Origin of the sequence: Nesterenkonia alkaliphila (genome assembly GCF_009758175.1) — a bacterium.
Lineage (GTDB): Bacteria > Actinomycetota > Actinomycetes > Actinomycetales > Micrococcaceae > Nesterenkonia > Nesterenkonia alkaliphila.
Window position 1 is genome coordinate 1 of the sequence record NZ_WRPM01000027.1, and the last position, 19815, is coordinate 19815.

17 protein-coding genes and 1 riboswitch are annotated in these 19815 nt (G+C 68.0%); all 17 genes read left to right on the plus strand.

Annotated elements, in window-relative coordinates:
- The first annotated feature begins 181 nt into the window (after nucleotides 1-181).
- Nucleotides 182-322: riboswitch (FMN riboswitch) on the plus strand.
- 87 nt (nucleotides 323-409) lie between these two features.
- On the plus strand, nucleotides 410-1141 hold the full coding sequence (pnuC, locus tag GNZ21_RS03910) for a nicotinamide riboside transporter PnuC (protein ID WP_157321537.1): 732 nt from the start codon (nucleotides 410-412) through the stop codon (nucleotides 1139-1141).
- Nucleotides 1138-2226, plus strand: coding sequence for a bifunctional diaminohydroxyphosphoribosylaminopyrimidine deaminase/5-amino-6-(5-phosphoribosylamino)uracil reductase RibD (gene ribD / locus GNZ21_RS03915; protein WP_157321538.1), 1089 nt, complete (start codon nucleotides 1138-1140; stop codon nucleotides 2224-2226). Before pnuC ends, ribD begins: the two co-directional genes overlap by 4 nt.
- Nucleotides 2227-4218 (plus strand): 3,4-dihydroxy-2-butanone-4-phosphate synthase, encoded by a 1992-nt coding sequence (gene ribB / locus GNZ21_RS16160; protein ID WP_157321539.1) that lies wholly within the window; start codon nucleotides 2227-2229, stop codon nucleotides 4216-4218. It begins immediately after the preceding gene.
- Nucleotides 4215-4706 carry a 6,7-dimethyl-8-ribityllumazine synthase gene (gene ribH, locus GNZ21_RS03925; protein WP_157321540.1) on the plus strand — a complete coding sequence of 164 codons (492 nt, stop codon included), beginning with the start codon at nucleotides 4215-4217 and terminating at the stop codon, nucleotides 4704-4706. The genes ribB and ribH overlap by 4 nt, the downstream gene beginning before the upstream one ends.
- Before the next feature lie 9 nt (nucleotides 4707-4715).
- Entirely contained in the window at nucleotides 4716-4979 is a 264-nt protein-coding gene (locus GNZ21_RS03930) for a phosphoribosyl-ATP diphosphatase (RefSeq protein WP_188503701.1), read from the plus strand.
- A 51-nt stretch (nucleotides 4980-5030) separates the two neighbouring features.
- Nucleotides 5031-5903 carry an ATP phosphoribosyltransferase gene (gene hisG, locus GNZ21_RS03935; RefSeq protein WP_157321608.1) on the plus strand — a complete coding sequence of 291 codons (873 nt, stop codon included), beginning with the start codon at nucleotides 5031-5033 and terminating at the stop codon, nucleotides 5901-5903.
- 3 nt (nucleotides 5904-5906) lie between these two features.
- Nucleotides 5907-6671, plus strand: coding sequence for an imidazole glycerol phosphate synthase subunit HisF (hisF, locus tag GNZ21_RS03940; RefSeq protein ID WP_157321541.1), 765 nt, complete (start codon nucleotides 5907-5909; stop codon nucleotides 6669-6671).
- A complete protein-coding gene (gene hisI, locus GNZ21_RS03945; RefSeq protein WP_157321542.1) occupies nucleotides 6668-6985 on the plus strand; it encodes a phosphoribosyl-AMP cyclohydrolase in 318 nt (105 codons plus the stop codon). Before hisF ends, hisI begins: the two co-directional genes overlap by 4 nt.
- A complete protein-coding gene (gene trpE, locus GNZ21_RS03950; protein WP_157321543.1) occupies nucleotides 6985-8547 on the plus strand; it encodes an anthranilate synthase component I in 1563 nt (520 codons plus the stop codon). Before hisI ends, trpE begins: the two co-directional genes overlap by 1 nt.
- Entirely contained in the window at nucleotides 8547-9131 is a 585-nt protein-coding gene (locus tag GNZ21_RS03955; protein WP_157321545.1) for a Trp biosynthesis-associated membrane protein, read from the plus strand. Before trpE ends, GNZ21_RS03955 begins: the two co-directional genes overlap by 1 nt.
- A 61-nt stretch (nucleotides 9132-9192) precedes the next feature.
- Nucleotides 9193-9591 (plus strand): HGxxPAAW family protein, encoded by a 399-nt coding sequence (locus tag GNZ21_RS03960; RefSeq protein ID WP_157321547.1) that lies wholly within the window; start codon nucleotides 9193-9195, stop codon nucleotides 9589-9591.
- Nucleotides 9592-10419 (plus strand): indole-3-glycerol phosphate synthase TrpC, encoded by an 828-nt coding sequence (gene trpC, locus GNZ21_RS03965; protein ID WP_157321549.1) that lies wholly within the window; start codon nucleotides 9592-9594, stop codon nucleotides 10417-10419.
- Nucleotides 10420-10475: 56 nt separating this feature from the next.
- Nucleotides 10476-11678 carry a tryptophan synthase subunit beta gene (trpB, locus tag GNZ21_RS03970; RefSeq protein WP_157321610.1) on the plus strand — a complete coding sequence of 401 codons (1203 nt, stop codon included), beginning with the start codon at nucleotides 10476-10478 and terminating at the stop codon, nucleotides 11676-11678.
- Nucleotides 11675-12451 (plus strand): tryptophan synthase subunit alpha, encoded by a 777-nt coding sequence (trpA, locus tag GNZ21_RS03975; protein ID WP_157321551.1) that lies wholly within the window; start codon nucleotides 11675-11677, stop codon nucleotides 12449-12451. Before trpB ends, trpA begins: the two co-directional genes overlap by 4 nt.
- A 13-nt stretch (nucleotides 12452-12464) precedes the next feature.
- Nucleotides 12465-13517, plus strand: coding sequence for a prolipoprotein diacylglyceryl transferase (lgt, locus tag GNZ21_RS03980; protein ID WP_229659517.1), 1053 nt, complete (start codon nucleotides 12465-12467; stop codon nucleotides 13515-13517).
- A 206-nt stretch (nucleotides 13518-13723) separates the two neighbouring features.
- A complete protein-coding gene (gene gltB, locus GNZ21_RS03985) occupies nucleotides 13724-18328 on the plus strand; it encodes a glutamate synthase large subunit (RefSeq protein ID WP_157321552.1) in 4605 nt (1534 codons plus the stop codon).
- On the plus strand, nucleotides 18321-19784 hold the full coding sequence (locus GNZ21_RS03990; protein WP_188503700.1) for a glutamate synthase subunit beta: 1464 nt from the start codon (nucleotides 18321-18323) through the stop codon (nucleotides 19782-19784). Before gltB ends, GNZ21_RS03990 begins: the two co-directional genes overlap by 8 nt.
- Nucleotides 19785-19815: the final 31 nt, after the last annotated feature.

Here is a 19815-nt window from a genome sequence, read left to right on the forward strand (position 1 = left end):
CAGCTGGCTAGAGCATCACCTTGCCATGGTGAGGGTCGCGAGTTCGAATCTCGTCATCCGCTCCACTCACAACACGTGAACATGACGCCCGGAGTCCCAGTGATTCCGGGCGTCGCTGTGTCTCAGCCCTGCCTCCCCACCGGATCTCCCCGCCGGATGTGGCACACTGGAGTGCATTACTTTTCGTGCTCCGGGGTCGGTGAAAGTCCGAACCGGCGGTCATAGTCCGCGACCCGCAGCCTTCCGTCACCACGGAGGACTGCGGTTGAACCGGTGGAATTCCGGTACCGACAGTTACAGTCTGGATGGGAGAAGCACGGAGGCTGCGGCCCGCTAACCGCGTGCAGCAGCTCAGACGTCTCCTGACGTCCCCCCGGAGCCAGAACCTCCGGAGGAGAGACGGACTGGCATGGAGACCCTGCGATGGCTGCTGGAAGCTGAGATCGTTGTGGCCGGCAGCGCCCTTCTGCTGCGCGAAGTCATCGGTAACGCCTTCGGCCTAGCCTGCGCCCTGGGCGGAATGTTCCGCAAAGTCTGGGCCTGGCCGGTAGGAATCGCCGGCAACCTCATCCTGCTGACCGTCTTCCTGGGCTCCTTCATCGGCTTAGAGGACAGCCCCTCCCTGCTCGGGCAGGCCGGGCGGCAGATCATGTTCCTGGCCGTCTCCGTCTACGGCTGGGTGCGCTGGAGCCGCAGCCGCCGCCAACGCGAAACCCACGGCGCCAGCGGGGCCATCACCCCCGAATGGGCCGGCTGGCGGGTGCGCATCAGCCTCATCCTCGCCCTGACCCTGGGCACCGCTGCCCTGACCCCACTGTTCCGAATCCTGGGCAGCTGGGAGCCGGTCTGGGCCGACGCCTGGACCTTTGTCGGCTCCCTGCTGGCCACCTACGGCATGGCCAAAGGATGGGTGGAATTCTGGCTGATCTGGGTGGCCGTGGACATCGTCGGGGTCCCGCTGCTCTGGTCAGCGGGCTACTACGCCTCCGCCTTCATGTACCTCTTCTACGGGGTCTTCACGCTGATAGGCTTCTTCGTCTGGTGGCGGGCAAGCCGCGGGGCACGCCCCAAACCGAGTGTGGAGACCGTCCACTTGGACCCGCGCATCCACCCCGCCAAGCGCCTCCGGGAGGGCAGATGAACCAGCCTGCAGCCGAACAGAGCATCATGCGCCAGGCTTATGAGGCCGCCATCCAGGGCCACCGCGGAGCAAACCCCCTAGTGGGCGCAGTACTGGTGGAGCACCCAGAGCACGACGCCGCCCCCCACATCCTCGCCACCGGATACCACCAGGGTGCCGGGACCTTCCACGCCGAACGCGACTGCCTGACCAAGGCGCGCGCGGCCGGAGTCACCGACTTCTCCCGAACCACCCTCTACACCACCCTGGAACCCTGCACCCACTACGGCAGACAGCCAGCCTGCACCGATTTGATCACCGAGGCCGGAATCCCCCGGGTGGTGGTCGGCGCCACGGACCCCTCACCCAACGGCGGCGGAGCCCAGCTGCTGCGCGGCAGGGGAGCGGGCGTCGTCGTCGGTGTGCTGGGGGAGCAGTGCCGCGAACTGAACCACCGGTGGAACCAGGCAGCAGCCCAGGGCAGGCCCTTCGTCACCGTGCACCTGGCGCAGAGCATCGATGCCCGGATCGCCGCGGCCGACGGCACCAGCCAATGGATCACCTCCGAGGCCTCCCGGCAGCACACCCACCGCATCCGGCAGCGGGTGGATGCCATCCTGGTGGGCACCAACACCACCCAGATCGATGACCCCCGGCTCACCGCCCGGGACACTCAGGGCCGCCCCACCGAGGCCCAGCCGCTGCGCACCGTGATGGGCCTGCGCCAGATCCCCGCCGCCGCCCGGCTCACACAGGACCGCGCGGAGGGGGACGGCTGGCTGCAGCTGCGCACCCGGGACCCCCTGCAGGCCCTGCAGACCCTGGCATCCACCACGCACAACGGCCACCCGGTCAAACACGTGCTGGTGGAGGGCGGGCAGTCAGTGCTCTCAGCATTCTTTGCCGCCGACCTGGTGGATGAGATCTTCCTCTACACCGCCCCGATCATCCTGGGCGCCGGGCGCTCCAGCCTGGGCGATATCGGGGTCAGCACCCTGGCCGAGGCCCGGCAGTTCGCCCTGGACCCTGCCGAGGGCGGGCCCACCACCATCATGGACAACGATGTCTGCATCCACCTTAAGCCGCATCCGAAAGGAACCCGCTGAATGTTCACCGGCATTATCACCGGCACCGGGCGTATCACCGCACGCACCCCGCACCCCGCCAAGGGGGTGGAACGGCTGAGCTTCTCCGCCCCCGGCCATGTGGCCGGCCTGAGCCTGGGCGGTTCCATCGCAGTCAACGGAGTCTGCGTCTCCGCCGTGGAAATCAGCGGCGAGCAGCTCACCGTGGAGCTGATCCCGGAGACCCTGAAGCGCACCACCTTCGGCGAGCTGGGCCCCGGGGACCGGGTGAACCTGGAGCGCTGCCTGCCCGCCGGCGCCCGCTTGGACGGGCACGTGGTGCAGGGCCATGTGGACGGCATCGGCACCCTGACCGAGCGCGACCTCAACGACGGCCGGCACCGATTCAGCCTCCCCCCTGAGCTGGCCGGATACCTCGCCGAGAAGGGCTCCATCGCCATCGACGGGGTAAGCCTGACGGTCACCGCCGTCGGTGAGGCTGAGGCTGGCCCCTGGTTCGAGGTGGGGCTGATCCCCACCACCCTCGCCGAGACCACCCTGGGGGATAAGGCCATCGGCAGCAACGTCAACCTCGAGGTAGACGTCCTGGCCAAATATGTGCGCCGGATGCTGACCCTCAACGCTGAACCCTCCGAACGCCTAGAGCTGTTCGCACCGCCTAGAGCTATAGCGCTCGGCAGTGTGAACAACGTGCGGCAAACCGTGCCCCAGCCGCAGACCCCGGCCCCTCTCCTGGACCCGGTGGAGGTGGCGCTGAACCAGCTGGCCGCCGGCCGCCCCGTGGTGGTGGTGGACGATGCCGACCGTGAGAACGAGGGCGATCTGATCTTCCCCGCCTCCGCCGCCACCGAAGAGCTGATGGGCTTCACCGTGCGGCACAGCTCCGGGGTGATCTGCGTGCCGATGACCGCCGAGCGCGCCCGGCACCTGCAGCTGCCGCCCATGGTCACCGATAACCAGGACCCCAAGGGCACCGCCTACACCATCAGCTGCGACGCCGCGGCGGTGACCTCCACCGGGATCAGCGCCGCCGACCGGGCCATCACAGCCCGCGCGCTCGCAGACCCCAACACCGAACCTGCCGCCCTGACCCGGCCCGGGCATATGTTCCCGCTCATCGCAGACCCAGCCGGAGTGCTCGGCCGCGACGGGCACACCGAGGCCGCCGTGGACCTCTGCCGGTTAGCCGGACATCCCGAAGTCGGGATCATCGCTGAGCTGGTCCACGAGGACGGCTCCATGATGCGGCTGCCCGCCCTGCGCGAGTTCGCCGACACCCACGAACTGGCACTGATCAGCATCGCCGATCTTATCGAGTACCGCGGCGGGACCCCCAGCCCGCAGGCGGTGCGCGAGTCCTACCTCACCTCCTGGGAGGCACCCCAGCAGGAGGCCGCCAAACTGGTCACCGGCGGCCCGGTGGTCACCCTGCCCACCGACTTCGGAGTCTTCAACGCCCAAGTCTGGACCGAGCACCTCACCGGGCACGAGCACCTGCTGCTCAGCGCACCCTCCCGCGCGGAAACGCCCCTGGTCCGGCTGCACTCCGAGTGCCTCACCGGGGACGTGCTGCACTCCCACCGGTGCGACTGCGGCTCCCAGCTGGCCTCGGCCCTGGAGACCCTGCACGAACACGGCGGCCACCTGCTCTACCTGCGCGGGCATGAGGGCCGCGGCATCGGGCTGGCCAATAAGCTGCGCGCCTATGAGCTCCAGGAGCAGGGCGCAGACACCGTGGAGGCCAACGAGATGCTGGGCCTGGCCGCTGAGCTGCGCGACTTCACCGGAGCCGCAGCCATCCTGCACGCGGCCGGGATCACCAGCCTGAAGCTGCTGACCAACAACCCCGCAAAAGTCGAGGCCCTGGCGGCATCCGGGCTGGATGTCCAGCAGGTGCCCTCCAGCGGCGTCGTCGGCCCCCATAACGCCCGCTACCTGCGCACCAAACGCGACCGGATGGCCCATAAGCTCGACCACCTGGTCCTCAACGAACAAGGAGACACCCACCCATGAGCGGAGCCGGACAACTGATCATCGATACCGAGGAGCTGCACCGGCTGGGGCTCCTCGCCAAAGACCTACGGGTGGCCGTGATCGCCTCCCGCTGGCACACCGAGGTGATGGATGGGCTGACCGCCGGCGCTGAACGGTTTCTGCAGGAGGTGAACCCGGCGGAGATCACTGTGCTGCGCGCCCCCGGCAGCTTCGAACTGCCTGTACTGGCCGCGCGTGCAGCCGCCTCCCATGACGCGATCATCGCCCTGGGCGTGGTGATCCGCGGCGGCACCCCGCACTTCGACTACGTCTGCTCGGCGGCCACCCAGGGGCTGACCACCGTCTCGGTCCAGACCGGAACCCCGGTCGGATTCGGCCTGCTGACCTGCGATGACGAGCAGCAGGCGCTGGACCGCGCCGGGCTGGAAGGCTCCAAGGAGGACAAGGGGTATGAGGCCGCTCACGCCGCAGTGGCCGCCGCCGCGGAGATCGCCAAGCTGGCATAGGGTAGTGCCGTGAAGAATTTTGATGATCTCTACGCCGAACTGGCCCGCAAAGCAGCCGAACGCCCGGAGGGCTCCGGCACAGTGGCAGCCCTGGACGCCGGGGTGCATCAGATCGGCAAGAAGATCGTCGAGGAGGCAGCAGAGGTCTGGATGGCCGCGGAGTACCAATCGCAGGCCGAGGCAGCCGAGGAGATCTCCCAGCTGCTCTACCATCTGCAGGTGATGATGCTCGCCAAGGGGATCACCCCCACCGATGTCTACCGCTACCTGTAGGGAAAGGCCCGCACTGTGACTGAACCGCTGACTGCACCGCGCAATGGGGAGATGCTGCGCGTGGCCGTGCCCAATAAGGGCGCGCTCTCCGAGGCCGCCATGGCCATGCTCACCGAGGCCGGCTACCTGCAGCGCCGCGACCGTAAAGAACTGGTGCTGGTGGACGAGGAGAACGGCGTGGAGTTCTTCTACCTGCGCCCCCGCGATGTGGCCGTCTACGTAGGCTCCGGGATCCTCCATGTGGGCATCACCGGCCGCGACCTCTTCCAGGACGCCCGGGTGGAGACCGGCGCCAGCGAGATCATGGGCCTGGGCTTCGGCCGCTCCACCTTCCGCCTGGCCGGGCCCCGCGGGGCCTTCAGCGCAGCCGCCGACCTGGCCGGAAAACGTGTGGCCACCAGCTACGATGCCCTGCTTCAGCAGTGGTTCGCCCAGCAGGGCATCCCCGGGGTGGATGTGGTCCACCTGGACGGGGCGGTGGAGTCCGCCGTGCGGCTCGGGGTGGCCGATGCCATCGCTGATGTGGTGGAGACCGGCAATACGCTCAAGGCCGCCGGTATGGAGACCTTCGGGGAGCCGGTCATGGTCTCCGAGGCGATCCTGATCTCCGGGAAGGGTACCGACCACGACGACGCCGAGGCCATCGAACGTGCCACCGGCCGGCTCATCCGCCGCCTGCAGGGCGTGCTGGTGGCCCGCCAGTACGTGATGATGGACTATGACATCCGCCGCACCGACCTGCAGGCCGCCATCGCCATCACCCCCGGCCTGGAATCGCCCACCATCTCCCCGCTGGCCGATGAGGGCTGGGTGGCGGTGCGCTCTATGGTCCCGGCCAAGAAGACCAACCAGCTGATGGATGAGCTCTACGATCTGGGAGCCCGTGCCATCCTGGTCACCACCATCCACGCCTGCCGGGTGTAGCCGATGAGCCTGGCGGTACGAGTCATCCCCTGCCTGGACGTGGACGCCGGGCGAGTGGTCAAAGGTGTGAACTTCCAACAGCTGCGCGATGCCGGAGACCCCGTGGAGCTGGCCCACCGGTACAACCTGGCCGGGGCCGATGAGCTGACCTTCCTGGACGTCACCGCCTCCTCCGCCGACCGGGCGACCACCTATGAGGTGGTCACCCGTACCGCCGGAGAGGTGTTCATCCCGCTCACCGTGGGCGGGGGAGTGCGCAGCGTGGAGGATGTGGACCGGCTGCTGAAGTCCGGGGCGGATAAGGCCTCCATCAACACGGCGGCAGTGGCCCGCCCAGCGGTGATCAATGAGATCGTGGCCCGGTTCGGCAACCAGGTGCTGGTGCTCTCCGCCGATGTCCGCCGCAGCCCACAGGCCCCCTCGGGCTTCGAGGTCACCACCCATGGCGGGCGCCGCGGCACCGGCATCGACGCCCTGGACTGGATCACCGAGGCCAGCCAGCGCGGCGTCGGGGAGATCCTGCTCAACAGTATTGATGCCGACGGCACCCAGACCGGGTTCGACCTGGAGCTGATCGCCGCGGCCCGTGCCGTCACCCGGGTGCCGCTGATCGCCTCCGGCGGGGCCGGTGCTCCTAAGCACTTCCCACCGGCCATCGCCGCCGGGGCCGATGCGGTGCTGGCCGCCAGCATGTTCCACTTCGGCCCGGTGGACATGATCGCCCAGGTGAAGGACCAGATTCGGAAAGCGGGGTACCCGGTCCGATGATCCCAGAGGTCAACTACAACAGTGACGGGCTGGTGCCCGCCATCGCCCAGGACGCCGATACCGGGCAGGTGCTCATGCTGGCCTGGATGAACGCTGAGGCGCTCGCCGCGACCCTGCAGACCCGCCGCGGCACCTACTGGTCCCGATCCCGGAACCAGCTGTGGGTCAAGGGAGAGACCTCCGGGCATGTCCAGCAGGTGCGTTCGGTCTCCTTGGACTGTGACGCCGATACCGTGCTGCTGCAGGTGGAGCAGACCGGCCCGGCCTGTCACACCGGGGCGGCCACCTGCTTTACAGACAGGGAAATCGGCTGATGAAGTCCTTGGGCGGCGTCGTACCCTCCCAGGAGGTGTTCCTGGACCTGGCCGAGCGGCACCGGGTGATCCCGGTGACCATGACCCTGCTGGCCGATGGCCACACCCCGCTGAGCATCTACCGGGCGCTGGCCGTAGGCGAGACCGGCACCGCGGAGCCCGGCACGTTCCTCATGGAGTCGGCGGCAGCCGGGGCCTCCTGGTCCCGGCACAGCTTCATCGGGGTCAACTCGCTGGCCACCCTCTCCGAACAGGACGGTCAGGCCCACTGGATCGGCACCCCGCCGGCGGGAGCGCCCACCGAGGGGCCCAGCGCCGAGGTGCTGCGCCAGACCCTGGAGTTCTTGGGCAGCCGGGCCTTCGCCGAGGAGCTTCCGCATCTGAGCAGCGGGCTGGTCGGCTATGTGGGCTGGGATGTGGTCCGCCAGTGGGAGAAGCTGCCGAACCCGCCGGAGGCCGGACTGGGGCTCCCGGAGCTGGCCATGAACCTGATCTCCGATCTGGCGGTGCATGACAACCGTGACGGCACAGTCACCCTGATCGCCAATGCCATCAATAAGGACGGCCAGCGCGCCGGGGCCAAGGAAGCATACGACGACGCCGTGGCCCGGCTGCACTCGATGCGCCAACGCCTGGCCCGCCCGGTCCAGCCCGGGCTGGCCGCCGCTGAGCCGGACTGGTCCCAGCAGGTGGAGCTGGACCTGCAGGACAAAGTGCAGCTGAGCTGGGATCAGAACGAGTACCTGGCCACCCTGGGCAAGGCCAAGCAGGCCATCGTGGACGGCGAGGTCTTCCAGATTGTGGTCTCCCGCCGGTTCGAGGTGGAGACCTCCGTGGACGCCCTGGCGGTCTACCGGATGCTGCGGCTGCTCAATCCCAGCCCCTATATGTACCTGATGCACTTCCAGACCCCCGGCGGGGAGCCCTACCAGGTCGTGGGCGCCTCCCCGGAGGCCCTGGTCACCCTGGATGCCGACCGGCAGGTGGTCTCGCATCCGATCGCCGGCACCAGACCCCGGGGCAAGACCCCGGCTGAGGATGTGGAGCTCGCTGAGGACCTGCTGGCCGATGAGAAGGAGCGCGCTGAGCACATCATGCTGGTGGACCTGGCGCGCAACGATCTGGCCAAGGTCTGCGTTCCCGGCTCGGTGGAGGTCACCAAGTTCATGGGAGTGGAGCACTTCAGCTATGTGATGCACCTGACCAGCCATGTCCAAGGTGAGGTGGCGGCGTCGTCGACCCCCTATGACGTGCTGGCAGCAACCTTCCCCGCCGGCACCCTCTCCGGGGCTCCCAAACCCCGGGCCCTGCAGCTGCTGGACGAATGGGAGCCGCACCGGCGCGGGGTCTACGGGGGAGTGGTGGGCTACTTCGACCTCTCCGGCCGGATGGATGCTGCCATCGCGATCCGCACTGCGGTGCTCACCGGCGGCAAGGCCTATGTGCAGTCCGGCGGCGGGATCGTGGCAGACTCCGTGGACGAGGCCGAGCGGCTGGAGACCGTCAACAAGGCAGCCGCACCGCTGCGGGCCGTACTGGCCGCTGATAGATTGGTGGGCTAATGGGCCATATCGCGTACTTCTTCCAGCGCCGCAACACCATCCTGCTGATCCAGCTCGGTGCGGTGCTGCTGCTGATCTCCACGGCACTGACCTGGGTGACTGCTACCGGCCTGCCTGAGACTGCGGCTGCGGCGGAGGTCAACCTTCTGGGCGGGGAGATGTCGCCCACCCTGCGGGCAATGGGCCTGGTGGGGGTGGCCGGCGGTGTGGCGGCCACTATCGCCCGGAAATGGCTGCGCGCGCTGATCGGAGCAGTGCTGCTGGGCGCCGGAGTGATCTCGGTGATCGGGGCCGGACTTGCGCTGAGCAACCCCGCCGCTGCGGCAGCCCCGGCCCTGGCCGACTACACCGGGGTCACCGAGACTGCCGCCGAGTACTCGGTGGGCTTCGCCGTGTGGCTGGCCGTCCTCGGCTCAGTGGTGCTGACCCTGAGCTCAGTGGCCATGCTGCTGTTCTCCCCGGGCTGGAACGATGAGAAGCGCAGCAAGAAATACTCCCGCGGCCAGGCCCAGGCGGAGAACCCCGACGAGATCGACATGTGGGACGACCTCTCCGACGGCGACGACCCGACGGATAAGAAGTAGCGCACCGATCTGGCAGAATAGAAACCAAGAACTTCGACACTGTGTAGAAGGAGCCCCGCGCATGGCCACATCCCAGAGCCAGACTGCCGTCCGCGATGTGGAGCAGCAGCCCGCATCCGCTGATGAATTCATCCATTACGACCACATTGGCCACGGCTCCACCCCCGCCGCCTGGGCGCTGTCGCTGACCATCGTCGCCGGTGCGGTGATCGCCGGAGTCGGCTTCATCGGTCTCTACTGGTCCGATGCCTGGTGGACCGCCATCTGGGTGGGCGCAGCCTTGGTGCCGGTGGCCCTGATCCTGGGCATTGTGCTGAAGAAGGCCGGCTACGGTGTGGAGATGGACTCCAACGCCGTGCTCAAAAGGGGTGCCGACCCGCGCAGCGAATCCGGCCCAGCAACACCGGACAACACCTCCGGCGGGCCGGAGAAGCGCGAGCCTGAATCCAGCCGCAGCTGAATGGCTACAGTCCTCGACTCCATCACCGAAGGGGTCCGCGAAGACCTTGCCGGGCGGAAGGCAGCCGTCTCGCTCCGTGACCTTGAAGAGCAGATCGCCGCAGCGCCCCCAGCTCTGGACGCCCACGCGGCCCTGGCCGGCGGGCGCAGCGACCCCGCCGGGGTGCGGATCATCTCCGAGGTCAAGCGCAAGTCCCCCTCCAAAGGAGACCTGGCCGAGATCCCAGATCCCGCCGTGCTGGCCCGCGCCTACCAGGCCGGCGGGGCCAGTGTGATCTCCGTGCTCACCGAGGCCCGCAGGTTCAGCGGATCACTGGCCGATCTGCAGGCCGTACGTGCCGCAGTGGAGATCCCGGTGCTGCGCAAAGACTTCATGGTGGATCCCTACCAGTTCTACGAAGCCCGCGCCTATGGGGCGGATCTGGTGCTGCTGATTGTGGCGGCCCTGGATGATGCTCAGCTGCGCGACTACCTGGCCCTGACCCAGGAACTGGGCATGCACGCCCTGGTGGAGGCCCATACCGTTGAGGAGATCGAACGCGCCGTGGCCCTGGGCGCGCAGATCGTAGGCGTCAACGTGCGCAACCTCAAGACCCTGGAGGTGGACGTCACCCACTACGCGGCCATGGCCCAGCACCTGCCCGAGCACGTGGTGCGCATCGCCGAATCCGGGGTCGAGGGCCCCGAGACCGTACGAGACTACGCCGCCCAGGGGGCCGACGCCGTGCTGGTGGGCGAAGCCCTGGTCCGCAACGGCGAGCCAGAGCTGGCCGTCAAAGAGTTCCGGGCTGCCTCACGGGCGCAGACCCCGGCAAAGGAGACCATGTGAGCACCGCATACCGCGAAGCATCCGGACCCTACTTCGGCGACTACGGCGGCCGCTGGATGCCCGAATCCCTGGTCGCCGCCCTGGACGAGCTGGAGGAGGCCTTCGGCAAGGCCAAGGCGGATCCGGAGTTCACCGACGAGTTCGAACGGCTCAGCCGCGAGTACACCGGCCGGCCCTCCCCGCTGACCGAGGTGCCGCGCTTCGCCGCCGAGGCCGCAGGCACCGCCCAGGGCGCCCGGATCTTCCTGAAGCGGGAGGACCTCAACCACACCGGCAGCCACAAGATCAACAATGTGCTGGGCCAGGCGCTGATCGCCCGCAGGCTCGGCAAAACCCGGCTGATCGCCGAGACCGGCGCAGGCCAGCACGGGGTAGCCACCGCCACCGCCGCCGCCCTGTTCGGCATGGAATGCGTGGTCTACATGGGGGCGGAGGACACCCGGCGCCAGGCGCTCAACGTGGCCCGGATGCAGCTGCTCGGTGCCGAGGTCGTCCCCGTGGAGCACGGTGCAGCCACCCTGAAGGACGCCATCAATGAGGCGCTGCGCGACTGGGTGGCCTCCGTGGAGAACACCCACTATGTGCTCGGCACTGTGGCCGGCCCGCACCCGTTCCCGGAGATGGTCCGCTGGTTCCATCAGATCATCGGGGAGGAGGCCCGTGCTCAGATCCTGGCGAGCACCGGGCGGCTGCCGGATGCAGTCGCCGCCTGTGTGGGCGGGGGCTCCAACGCCCTGGGCATCTTCCACGGATTCCTGGACGACCCCGGGGTGGCCCTCTACGGCTATGAGGCCGGCGGCGAGGGCCTGGAGACCGGCCGGCACGCCGCCGCCATCACCCTGGGCCGCTCCGGGGTGCTGCACGGGGCGCGCAGCTACCTGATGCAGGATGAGGACGGCCAAACCGTGGACTCCCACTCGATCTCCGCCGGACTGGACTACCCCTCAGTGGGGCCCGAGCACGCCTATCTGGCCGACGCCGGCCGGGTCACCTATGAACCGGTCACCGATGCCGAGTGCATGGCAGCATTCGAACGGCTCTGCCGCACCGAGGGCATCATCCCGGCCATCGAATCCGCACACGCCCTGGCCGGAGCCACCCGGCTGTTCGCCTCCTGGGGTGCGGACGGGGCGGAGAAGATCATCATCGTCAGCCTCTCCGGCCGCGGGGACAAGGATGTGGCCACCGCCGCAGCCTGGTTCGACCTGCTCCCGGCCGATGACGCCAGCGAGGCACCGCAGACGGGGGTAGAGGCATGAGCCGCACCGCAGCAGCCATCGACGCCGCCCAGGCACAGGGGCGCCCCGCCTTCGTGGGGTACCTGCCCGCCTGCTACCCGGATATGCAGACCAGCATTGAGGCTGCAGTGGCCCTGGCCGAGAACGGGGCCGACATCATCGAGATCGGCGCCCCCTACTCCGATCCGGTGATGGACGGGGCGGTCATCCAGCAGGCCACCACCGAGGCGCTGGAGGGCGGCTTCCGGATGGACCAGCTCTTCGAGGTGGTCCGCGAGGTCAGCTCCCGCACCGATGCCGCAGTGGTGGTGATGATCTACTACAACCTCATCGACCGGATGGGCGCCTCCGAATTCGCCCGACGCCTGGCCGAGGCCGGGGGAGCAGGGGCCATCACCCCGGACCTGATCCCGGATGAGGCCGCCGACTGGATCGCCGCTGCCGAGCAGCACCAGCTGGATCGGATCTTCCTGGCCGCACCCACCTCCAGCCCGGAACGGCTGGCCCGCATCGCGGAGTCCTCCCGCGGGTTCGTCTACGGAGTCTCCCTGATGGGGGTCACCGGCCAGCGCACCGCAGTCTCGGCTGCCGCCGAGCGCGTGGTGACCTCGGCCAAGGCCGCCGGGGCTCAACGGGTCTGCGTGGGCCTGGGTGTCTCCACCCGCGCCCATGTGGCGGAGATCGGCCGCTACGCCGATGGTGTCATCGTAGGAACCGCCCTGGTCGCGGCCCTGCGTGAGGGCGGTCCGGCGGCCGTGGGCCGGTTGGCTTCGGAACTCTCCGGAAACTCCTGATACGGTGCCTGCTGTGTTGACTCCTGAACTGACCAGCCCCGCTGTGACCTCCGCCGCCGGCGTCCTCGCCGGGTTCCCGCCGCCCCCGGCCCGCGGCATCGACCTGCCCGGACCCTTCTTCATCGCCTTCTACACTCTGGCCATCATGGTGGGGATCGTGCTGGCTGTGGTGGTGGCGACCAAGCTGTGGAAGTCCCGCGGCGGCAACAGCGACGATGTCTTCTCCGCCATGCTCTGGGCGGTGCTCCTCGGCATCGTGGGCGCCCGGCTCTACCACGTGATCAGTTCCCCGGACCGGTACTTCGGTGAGGGCGGGGACCTGATGGGGATCTTCCAGATCTGGCAGGGCGGACTCTCGATCATCGGCGCGGTGATGGCCGGCTCCCTCGCGGTGTGGTACTTCTGCCGCCGCAACGGCATCAAGTTCGGGGCCTTCGCCGATGCCGTGGTCCCCGGAGTGATTCTGGCCCAGGCCGTGGGGCGCTGGGGCAACTGGTTCAATCAGGAGCTCTTCGGCCGGCCCACAGACCTGCCCTGGGGTCTGCGCATCGACACTGATCAGGCGCACCAGGCGCTGCCGGCCACCACTATGGAGGACCCCACCTTCCACCCGACCTTCCTCTACGAATCGCTGTGGAACCTGCTGGGCTTCGTCGCGCTGCTGGTGCTGTTCCGCCGGTTCCAGTTCCGCCAGGGGCTCATCGCCTGGACTTATGTGGCCTACTACGCCCTGGGCCGGTTCTGGATCGAGTCCATGCGGATCGATGAGTTCAACAAGTCCACCCAGTACCCGCTGGCCGATCTGGGGCTGGACTGGCGGCTGAACCAGATCATCGCTTTCATCATCTTCGTAGTGGCCGTAGCCGCCCTGGTCTGGCTCTTCCTGAAGCGCCCGGTCACCGAGGAGGCCATCGCCGAGGAGGCTGAGATCTATACTCCGTCAGTCCGAGAGGGTGCCGGAGAGAAAGCCCAGGCGGACGACGCCGCGGTCAGCGTGAGTGCCGAAGCAGACAGTGAGAGCCCCCAGGAGGCGGAACCCGATAAGGGAACCCCGTCCAAGGACTGAAACCTTGGGTCACCGACTTGCACCAGGTCACCCACAGGCGCAAGATAGAAAACCGGCCGCCTGCTGCTCGCACCCAAGATTGAGCCAGGGGCTGCACACAGCACCCACCCACGGTGCTCCCCGCTGAGGACAGAGCTGTCCCGGTGTGCACGAGCGTGACCACTGCCGTGCTCCGCATCACGAGGCCCACAGGAAGGAACCGACGCATGTCCGCACGGCCCCAGGTGATCTCCCCCTACGAGCGCTTCGCTGCCTTTCCTGCCAAGGCCGGACTCTACGACCCGGCCAAGGAGCACGAGAACTGCGGTATGGCAGCCATCGCCACCCTGCGCGGGGAACCGGGCCATGACATTGTGGACTACGCCCTGCACGCTCTGCGCTGTGTGGAGCACCGCGGGGCAGTCGGCGGAGACGTGGGCACCGGCGACGGTGCCGGGATCCTCACCCAGATCCCGGACGAGCTCTTCCGCTCCGTTCTGGACTTCGAACTGCCCGCCGCCGGTGAATACGCCGCCGGCACCGCCTTCCTGCCCCAGGAGCAAGCCGAGCGCGAGGAGATCATCGCCAGCTTCGAGCAGATGGCCGGGGACCAGGGCCTGGTAGTGCTGGGCTGGCGCGATGTGCCCGTGGACGATTCGATGATCGGCAGTCTGGCCCGCGGCGCCATGCCGTTCTTCAAGCAGGCCTTCCTCACCCTGGCCGATGAGGACTCCTACGAGTACCAGGAGTCCGCCGAGGGCACCCTGGACCAGCGGGCCTGGCGGCTGCGCAAGCGCGCCCAGGTGCGGCTGGGCATCTACTTCGCCTCGCTGTCCTCGAAGACCATCACCTATAAGGGCATGCTCACCACCGCGCAGCTGGAGCCCTTCTACCCCGATCTCTCCGATGAGCGGTACAAGTCCACCCTGGGCATTGTGCACTCCCGGTTCTCCACCAACACCTTCCCCTCCTGGCCGCTGGCCCAGCCGCTGCGCCATATGGCCCACAACGGGGAGATCAACACAGTGGAGGGCAATCGCAACTGGATGCGCGCCCGCCAGGCCACGATGTCCGGGCCGGTGCTCGGCGATGATCCCGAGTACCTCTTCCCCATCTGCACCCCCGGGGCCAGCGACTCCACCAGCTTCGATGAGGCCGCCGAGCTGCTGATGCTCTCCGGGCGCCCGCTGTCCATGGCCATGCGGATGATGATCCCGGAGGCCTGGGAGAACCACGAGTCCATGGACCCCGATCTCAAAGCCTTCTACGAGTACCACTCCACCATGATGGAGGCCTGGGACGGTCCGGCCGCCATCGCCTTCACCGACGGCGACCAGCTCGGCGCGGTCCTGGACCGCAACGGTCTGCGCCCGGCACGCTGGTGGGTCACCGAGGACGGGCTCGTGGTGCTCTCCTCCGAGGTCGGCGTGGCTGAGATCGCCCCGGAGAAAGTGGTCCGCAAAGGCCGGGTGGCCCCGGGCATGATGTTCCTGGCCGACACAAAAGAAGGCCGGATCATCGAGGATGAGGAGATCAAAGCCGACTTCGCCTCCAAGCAGCCCTGGCGGGAATGGGTGGAGGAGAACCGGATCACCCTGGACGAGCTGCCCGAGCGCCTGCATGTCAAGCACCCAGCAGGCTCGGTGCGGCTGCGCCAGCAGACCTTCGGCTACACCCATGAGGAGCTGAAGATCCTCATCGGCCCGATGGCCGCCGCAGGCGCTGAGCCGCTGGGCGCCATGGGCACTGACACCCCCATCGCAGTGCTGGCCGAGCGGCCCCGGCTGCTCTTCGACTATTTTGTGCAGACCTTTGCCCAGGTCACCAACCCGCCGCTGGACGCCATCCGTGAGGAGCTGGTCACCGCCCTGGGCCGGCATATCGGCCCGGAGGGCAATCTGCTGGACACCGGACAGGTGCGCTCCAAGCAGATCCAGCTGGACTTCCCGGTGCTCACCAATGATCAGCTGGCCCGGATCGCCAACCACCGCAGCGAATCTGGGTCTAAGGCTGCGCTGCGGGTGCGCGGACTGTTCCGGGTGGGCTCCACTGAGGAAGAGTTCCGCCAGCGCATCCGCACCCTGTGCGAGCAGGTCTCGGCAGCGGTCAACCGCGGAGTGGGCTACATTGTGATCTCCGACCGGGACTCCAACGCCCAGTGGGCACCGATCCCCTCGCTGCTGTTAGTCTCCGCCATCCACCACCACCTGCTGAAGTCCGCCAACCGGACCCGCGCCTCGCTGCTGGTGGAGGCCGGCGATGTCCGGGAGGTCCACCATGTGGCCTGCCTGATCGGCTACGGCGCCTCGGCGGTGAACCCCTACCTGGCCATCGAGTCCGCCGAAGACATGGTGCGCCGCGGCGAGATCAGCAATGTCACCGAGGAGCAGGCGGTGGCCAACCTGATCAAAGCCCTGGGCAAGGGCCTGCTGAAGATCATGTCCAAGATGGGCATCTCCACCGTGGGCTCCTACTGCGGTGCCCAGACTTTCGAGGCCGTGGGCTTGGCCCAGAACGTGGTGGACCAGTACTTCTCCGGCACCCACTCACTGATGGGCGGCGTCGGAGTCGATGTCATCGCCGCCGAGGCGATGGCCCGCCATGCCAAGGCCTATCCGGCAGACGGCAACGACCTCGGCCGCGGCAACGAGCTGGAGGTCGGCGGTGAGTACCAGTGGCGCCGCGAGGGCCCGCCGCACCTGTTCAACCCGGAGACCGTGTTCAAGCTGCAGCATGCCTCACGGACCCGCCGGTACGACATCTTCAAGTCCTACACCAAGGCCGTGGATGATCAGTCCAAGGCGCTGATGACCCTGCGCGGGCTGTTCAAGCTCAAAGGCACCCGCGCCCCGGTGCCGATCAGCGAGGTGGAGCCGGTCAGCGAGATCGTCAAACGCTTCAACACCGGGGCGATGAGCTACGGCTCGATCTCCCAGGAGGCCCACGAGACCCTGGCGATCGCCATGAACCGCCTCGGTGCCCGGTCCAACACCGGTGAGGGCGGGGAGCACCCGGACCGGCTGATGGACCCCGAGCGGCGCAGCGCGATCAAGCAGATCGCCTCCGGGCGCTTCGGGGTGACCAGTCAGTACCTCACCCACGCCAGCGATCTGCAGATCAAGATGGCCCAGGGTGCCAAGCCCGGCGAGGGTGGCCAGCTCATGGGTAAGAAGGTCTACCCCTGGGTGGCTGAGACCCGCCACTCCACCCCCGGAGTCTCCCTGGTCTCCCCGCCCCCGCACCACGACATCTACTCGATTGAGGATCTCAAGCAGCTCATCTACGACCTCAAGCGCGCCAATACCGGCGCCCGGGTGCATGTGAAGCTGGTCTCCCTACATGGGGTGGGCACAGTGGCTGCCGGGGTGGCCAAGGCCGCCGCCGACGTCGTCCTCATCTCCGGGCACGACGGCGGCACCGGCGCCTCCCCGCTGAACTCGCTCAAACATGCCGGCACCCCTTGGGAGCTGGGCCTGGCCGAGGCGCAGCAGACCCTGATGCTCAACGGGCTGCGGGAACGGGTCACTGTGCAGGTGGACGGTCAGCTCAAGACCGGCCGCGATGTGGTCATCGCCGCTCTGCTCGGCGCTGAGGAGTACGGCTTCGCCACCAGCGCCCTGGTGGTCTCCGGCTGCATCATGATGCGGGTCTGCCACCTGGACACCTGCCCGGTGGGTGTGGCCACCCAGAACCCGGTGCTGCGCGAACGCTACACCGGCAAGGCCGACCATGTGGTGAACTTCTTTGAGTTCGTGGCCCAGGAGGTCCGCGAGTACCTGGCTGAGCTGGGCTTCCGTTCCCTGGATGAGGCCATCGGCCATATCGACGCCCTGAACCTGGACGAGGCGGTCCGGCACTGGAAGACCGAGGGCCTGGACCTGACCCGGGTGCTCACCGGCTGGGACCCCACGGATGAGGCCACCGCGGCTCAGCTGCGCCGCACCGGGGAGCAGGACCATGAGCTTCAGCGGCACTTCGACAACTCCGTGATCGAACAGGCCCGCGGCGCCATCACAGACGGCGAACGGGTCACCGTGGAGCGCCGGGTGGTCAACACGGACCGGGCTGTGGGCACCATGCTCGGCCATGAGGTCACCAAAGCACTGGGGCTTTCCACCCTGGAGCAGAACACCATTGAGCTCAACCTCACCGGCCAGGCCGGGCAGTCCCTGGGCGCCTTCATGCCTCAGGGCATCACCATCCGGTTGGCCGGGGACGCCAACGACTACGTGGGCAAGGGCCTCTCCGGGGGCCGGATCATCATCGCCCCGGAGCCGGAGGCACCCTTTGAGGCAGCGGCCAATGTGATCGCCGGCAATGTGATCGGCTACGGTGCCACCGCCGGCGAGATGTTCCTCTCCGGGCAGGTCGGCGAACGCTTCCTGGTCCGCAACTCCGGTGCCACCGCTGTGGTCGAAGGGGTGGGGGACCACGCCTGCGAGTACATGACCGGCGGGCAGACCCTCATCCTGGGGCCGGTGGGCCGGAACTTCGGCGCCGGGATGTCCGGGGGCACCGCCTACGCCCTGGACTTCCAGGAGGCCAAGCTCAACACCCAGGCCGCCAAAGCCGGGGAGCTGCTGCTGCTGGAGCTGGACGAGGAGGATAAGCAGATCGTCCTGGACCTGCTGCGCCGCCACCAGGAGGAGACCAACTCCGCTCTGGCCGCCCAGCTGCTGGAGGACCCGGAGGACACCCTGGGGCGGATCACCAAGATCCTGCCCCGCGACTACGACCGCGTGCTCGCCGCCCGCAGTGCGGCCCTGGATGAGGGGCTGGATCCCGACGGCGACGCCGCATGGCAGAAGATTCTGGAGGTGACCAGTGGCTGACCCGCGCGGATTCCTCAAGCACCCCGAACGCCAGGACCGGCCGTCCCGCCCGGTTCCGGTGCGCATCATGGACTTCAAGGAGGTCTACGAGCGCCAGCAGAAAGGCGTGACTCAGACCCAGGCCGGGCGCTGCATGGACTGCGGCATCCCGTTCTGCCACACCGGCTGCCCCCTGGGCAATCTGATCCCGGAGTGGAACGATCTCATTTGGCGCGACCAGTGGGAGGAGGCCTCGGCCCGGCTGCATATGACCAATAACTTCCCGGAGTTCACCGGCCGGGTCTGCCCCGCCCCCTGTGAGACCTCCTGCGTGCTGGGGATCAACCAGCCGGCGGTGACCATCAAGCAGTCTGAGGCGGAGATCGCCGATGAGGCCCTGGAGAAGGGCTATGTGGAGCCCGTTCCGCCGCGTCGGCTCACCGACAAGACGGTGGCAGTGGTCGGCTCCGGGCCGGCCGGCCTGGCTGCGGCCCAGCAGCTGACTCGCGCCGGGCACACAGTGGCCGTCTACGAACGCGACGACCGTCTGGGCGGGCTGCTGCGCTACGGCATCCCGGACTTCAAGATGGAGAAGAGCCTGGTGGACTACCGGATCTCTCAGATGGAGGCCGAGGGCACCCGGTTCTACCCCGCCACGGAGATCGGCTCGGACATCACCTGGGACACCCTGCGTGAGTCCTACGACGCCGTCGTCGTGGCCACCGGCGCCATGGTTCCGCGCGATCTGCCCGTGCCGGGGCGCGGCCTGGAGGGCATCCACTTCGCCATGGAGTACCTGGTGCAGTCCAATAAGGCAGTGGCCGGGGACTCGGTGCCTGATCAGATCCACGCCAAGGACAAGCATGTGGTGATCCTGGGCGGCGGCGACACCGGAGCCGATTGCATCGGCACCGCACACCGCCACCAGGCCGCATCGGTGACCACGCTGGCCATCGGCAAGGAACTGCCCACTGAGCGCCCCGAGCATGAGCCCTGGCCCATGGATCCGCGGGTCTTTGAGGTCTCCAGCGCCCATCAGGAGGGCGGCGAGGTCAAATGGCTGGCCTCCACTGTGGAGTTCCTCGGCGATGAGAACGGGCGGGTGCGGGCGCTGAAGGTCGCCGAGACTCAGTACAACGAGGACGGCACCCGCACACCCAAGCCGGGCACCGAGCGGGAGATCCCCGCAGATCTGGTGCTGCTGGCCCTGGGCTTCACCGGAGCCGAGCAACAGACCCTGACCGGGCAGCTCAGCGTGGACTTCACCCCCCGCGGCACAGTGGGCCGCGCCGAGGACTACCAGACCAACGCAGAGGGCGTGTTCAGCGTCGGCGATGCCGGCCGCGGGGCCTCCCTGGTGGTGTGGGCGATCGCCGAGGGCCGGGCCGTAGCGGCAAAGGTGGATGAGTACCTGGAGGGTTCCACCCGCCTGCCGGCCCCAGTGGCACCTTCAGATCGTGCGATCTCCCTCACGTAAAACACACTTTCTGCGATAGGCTCGTACCATC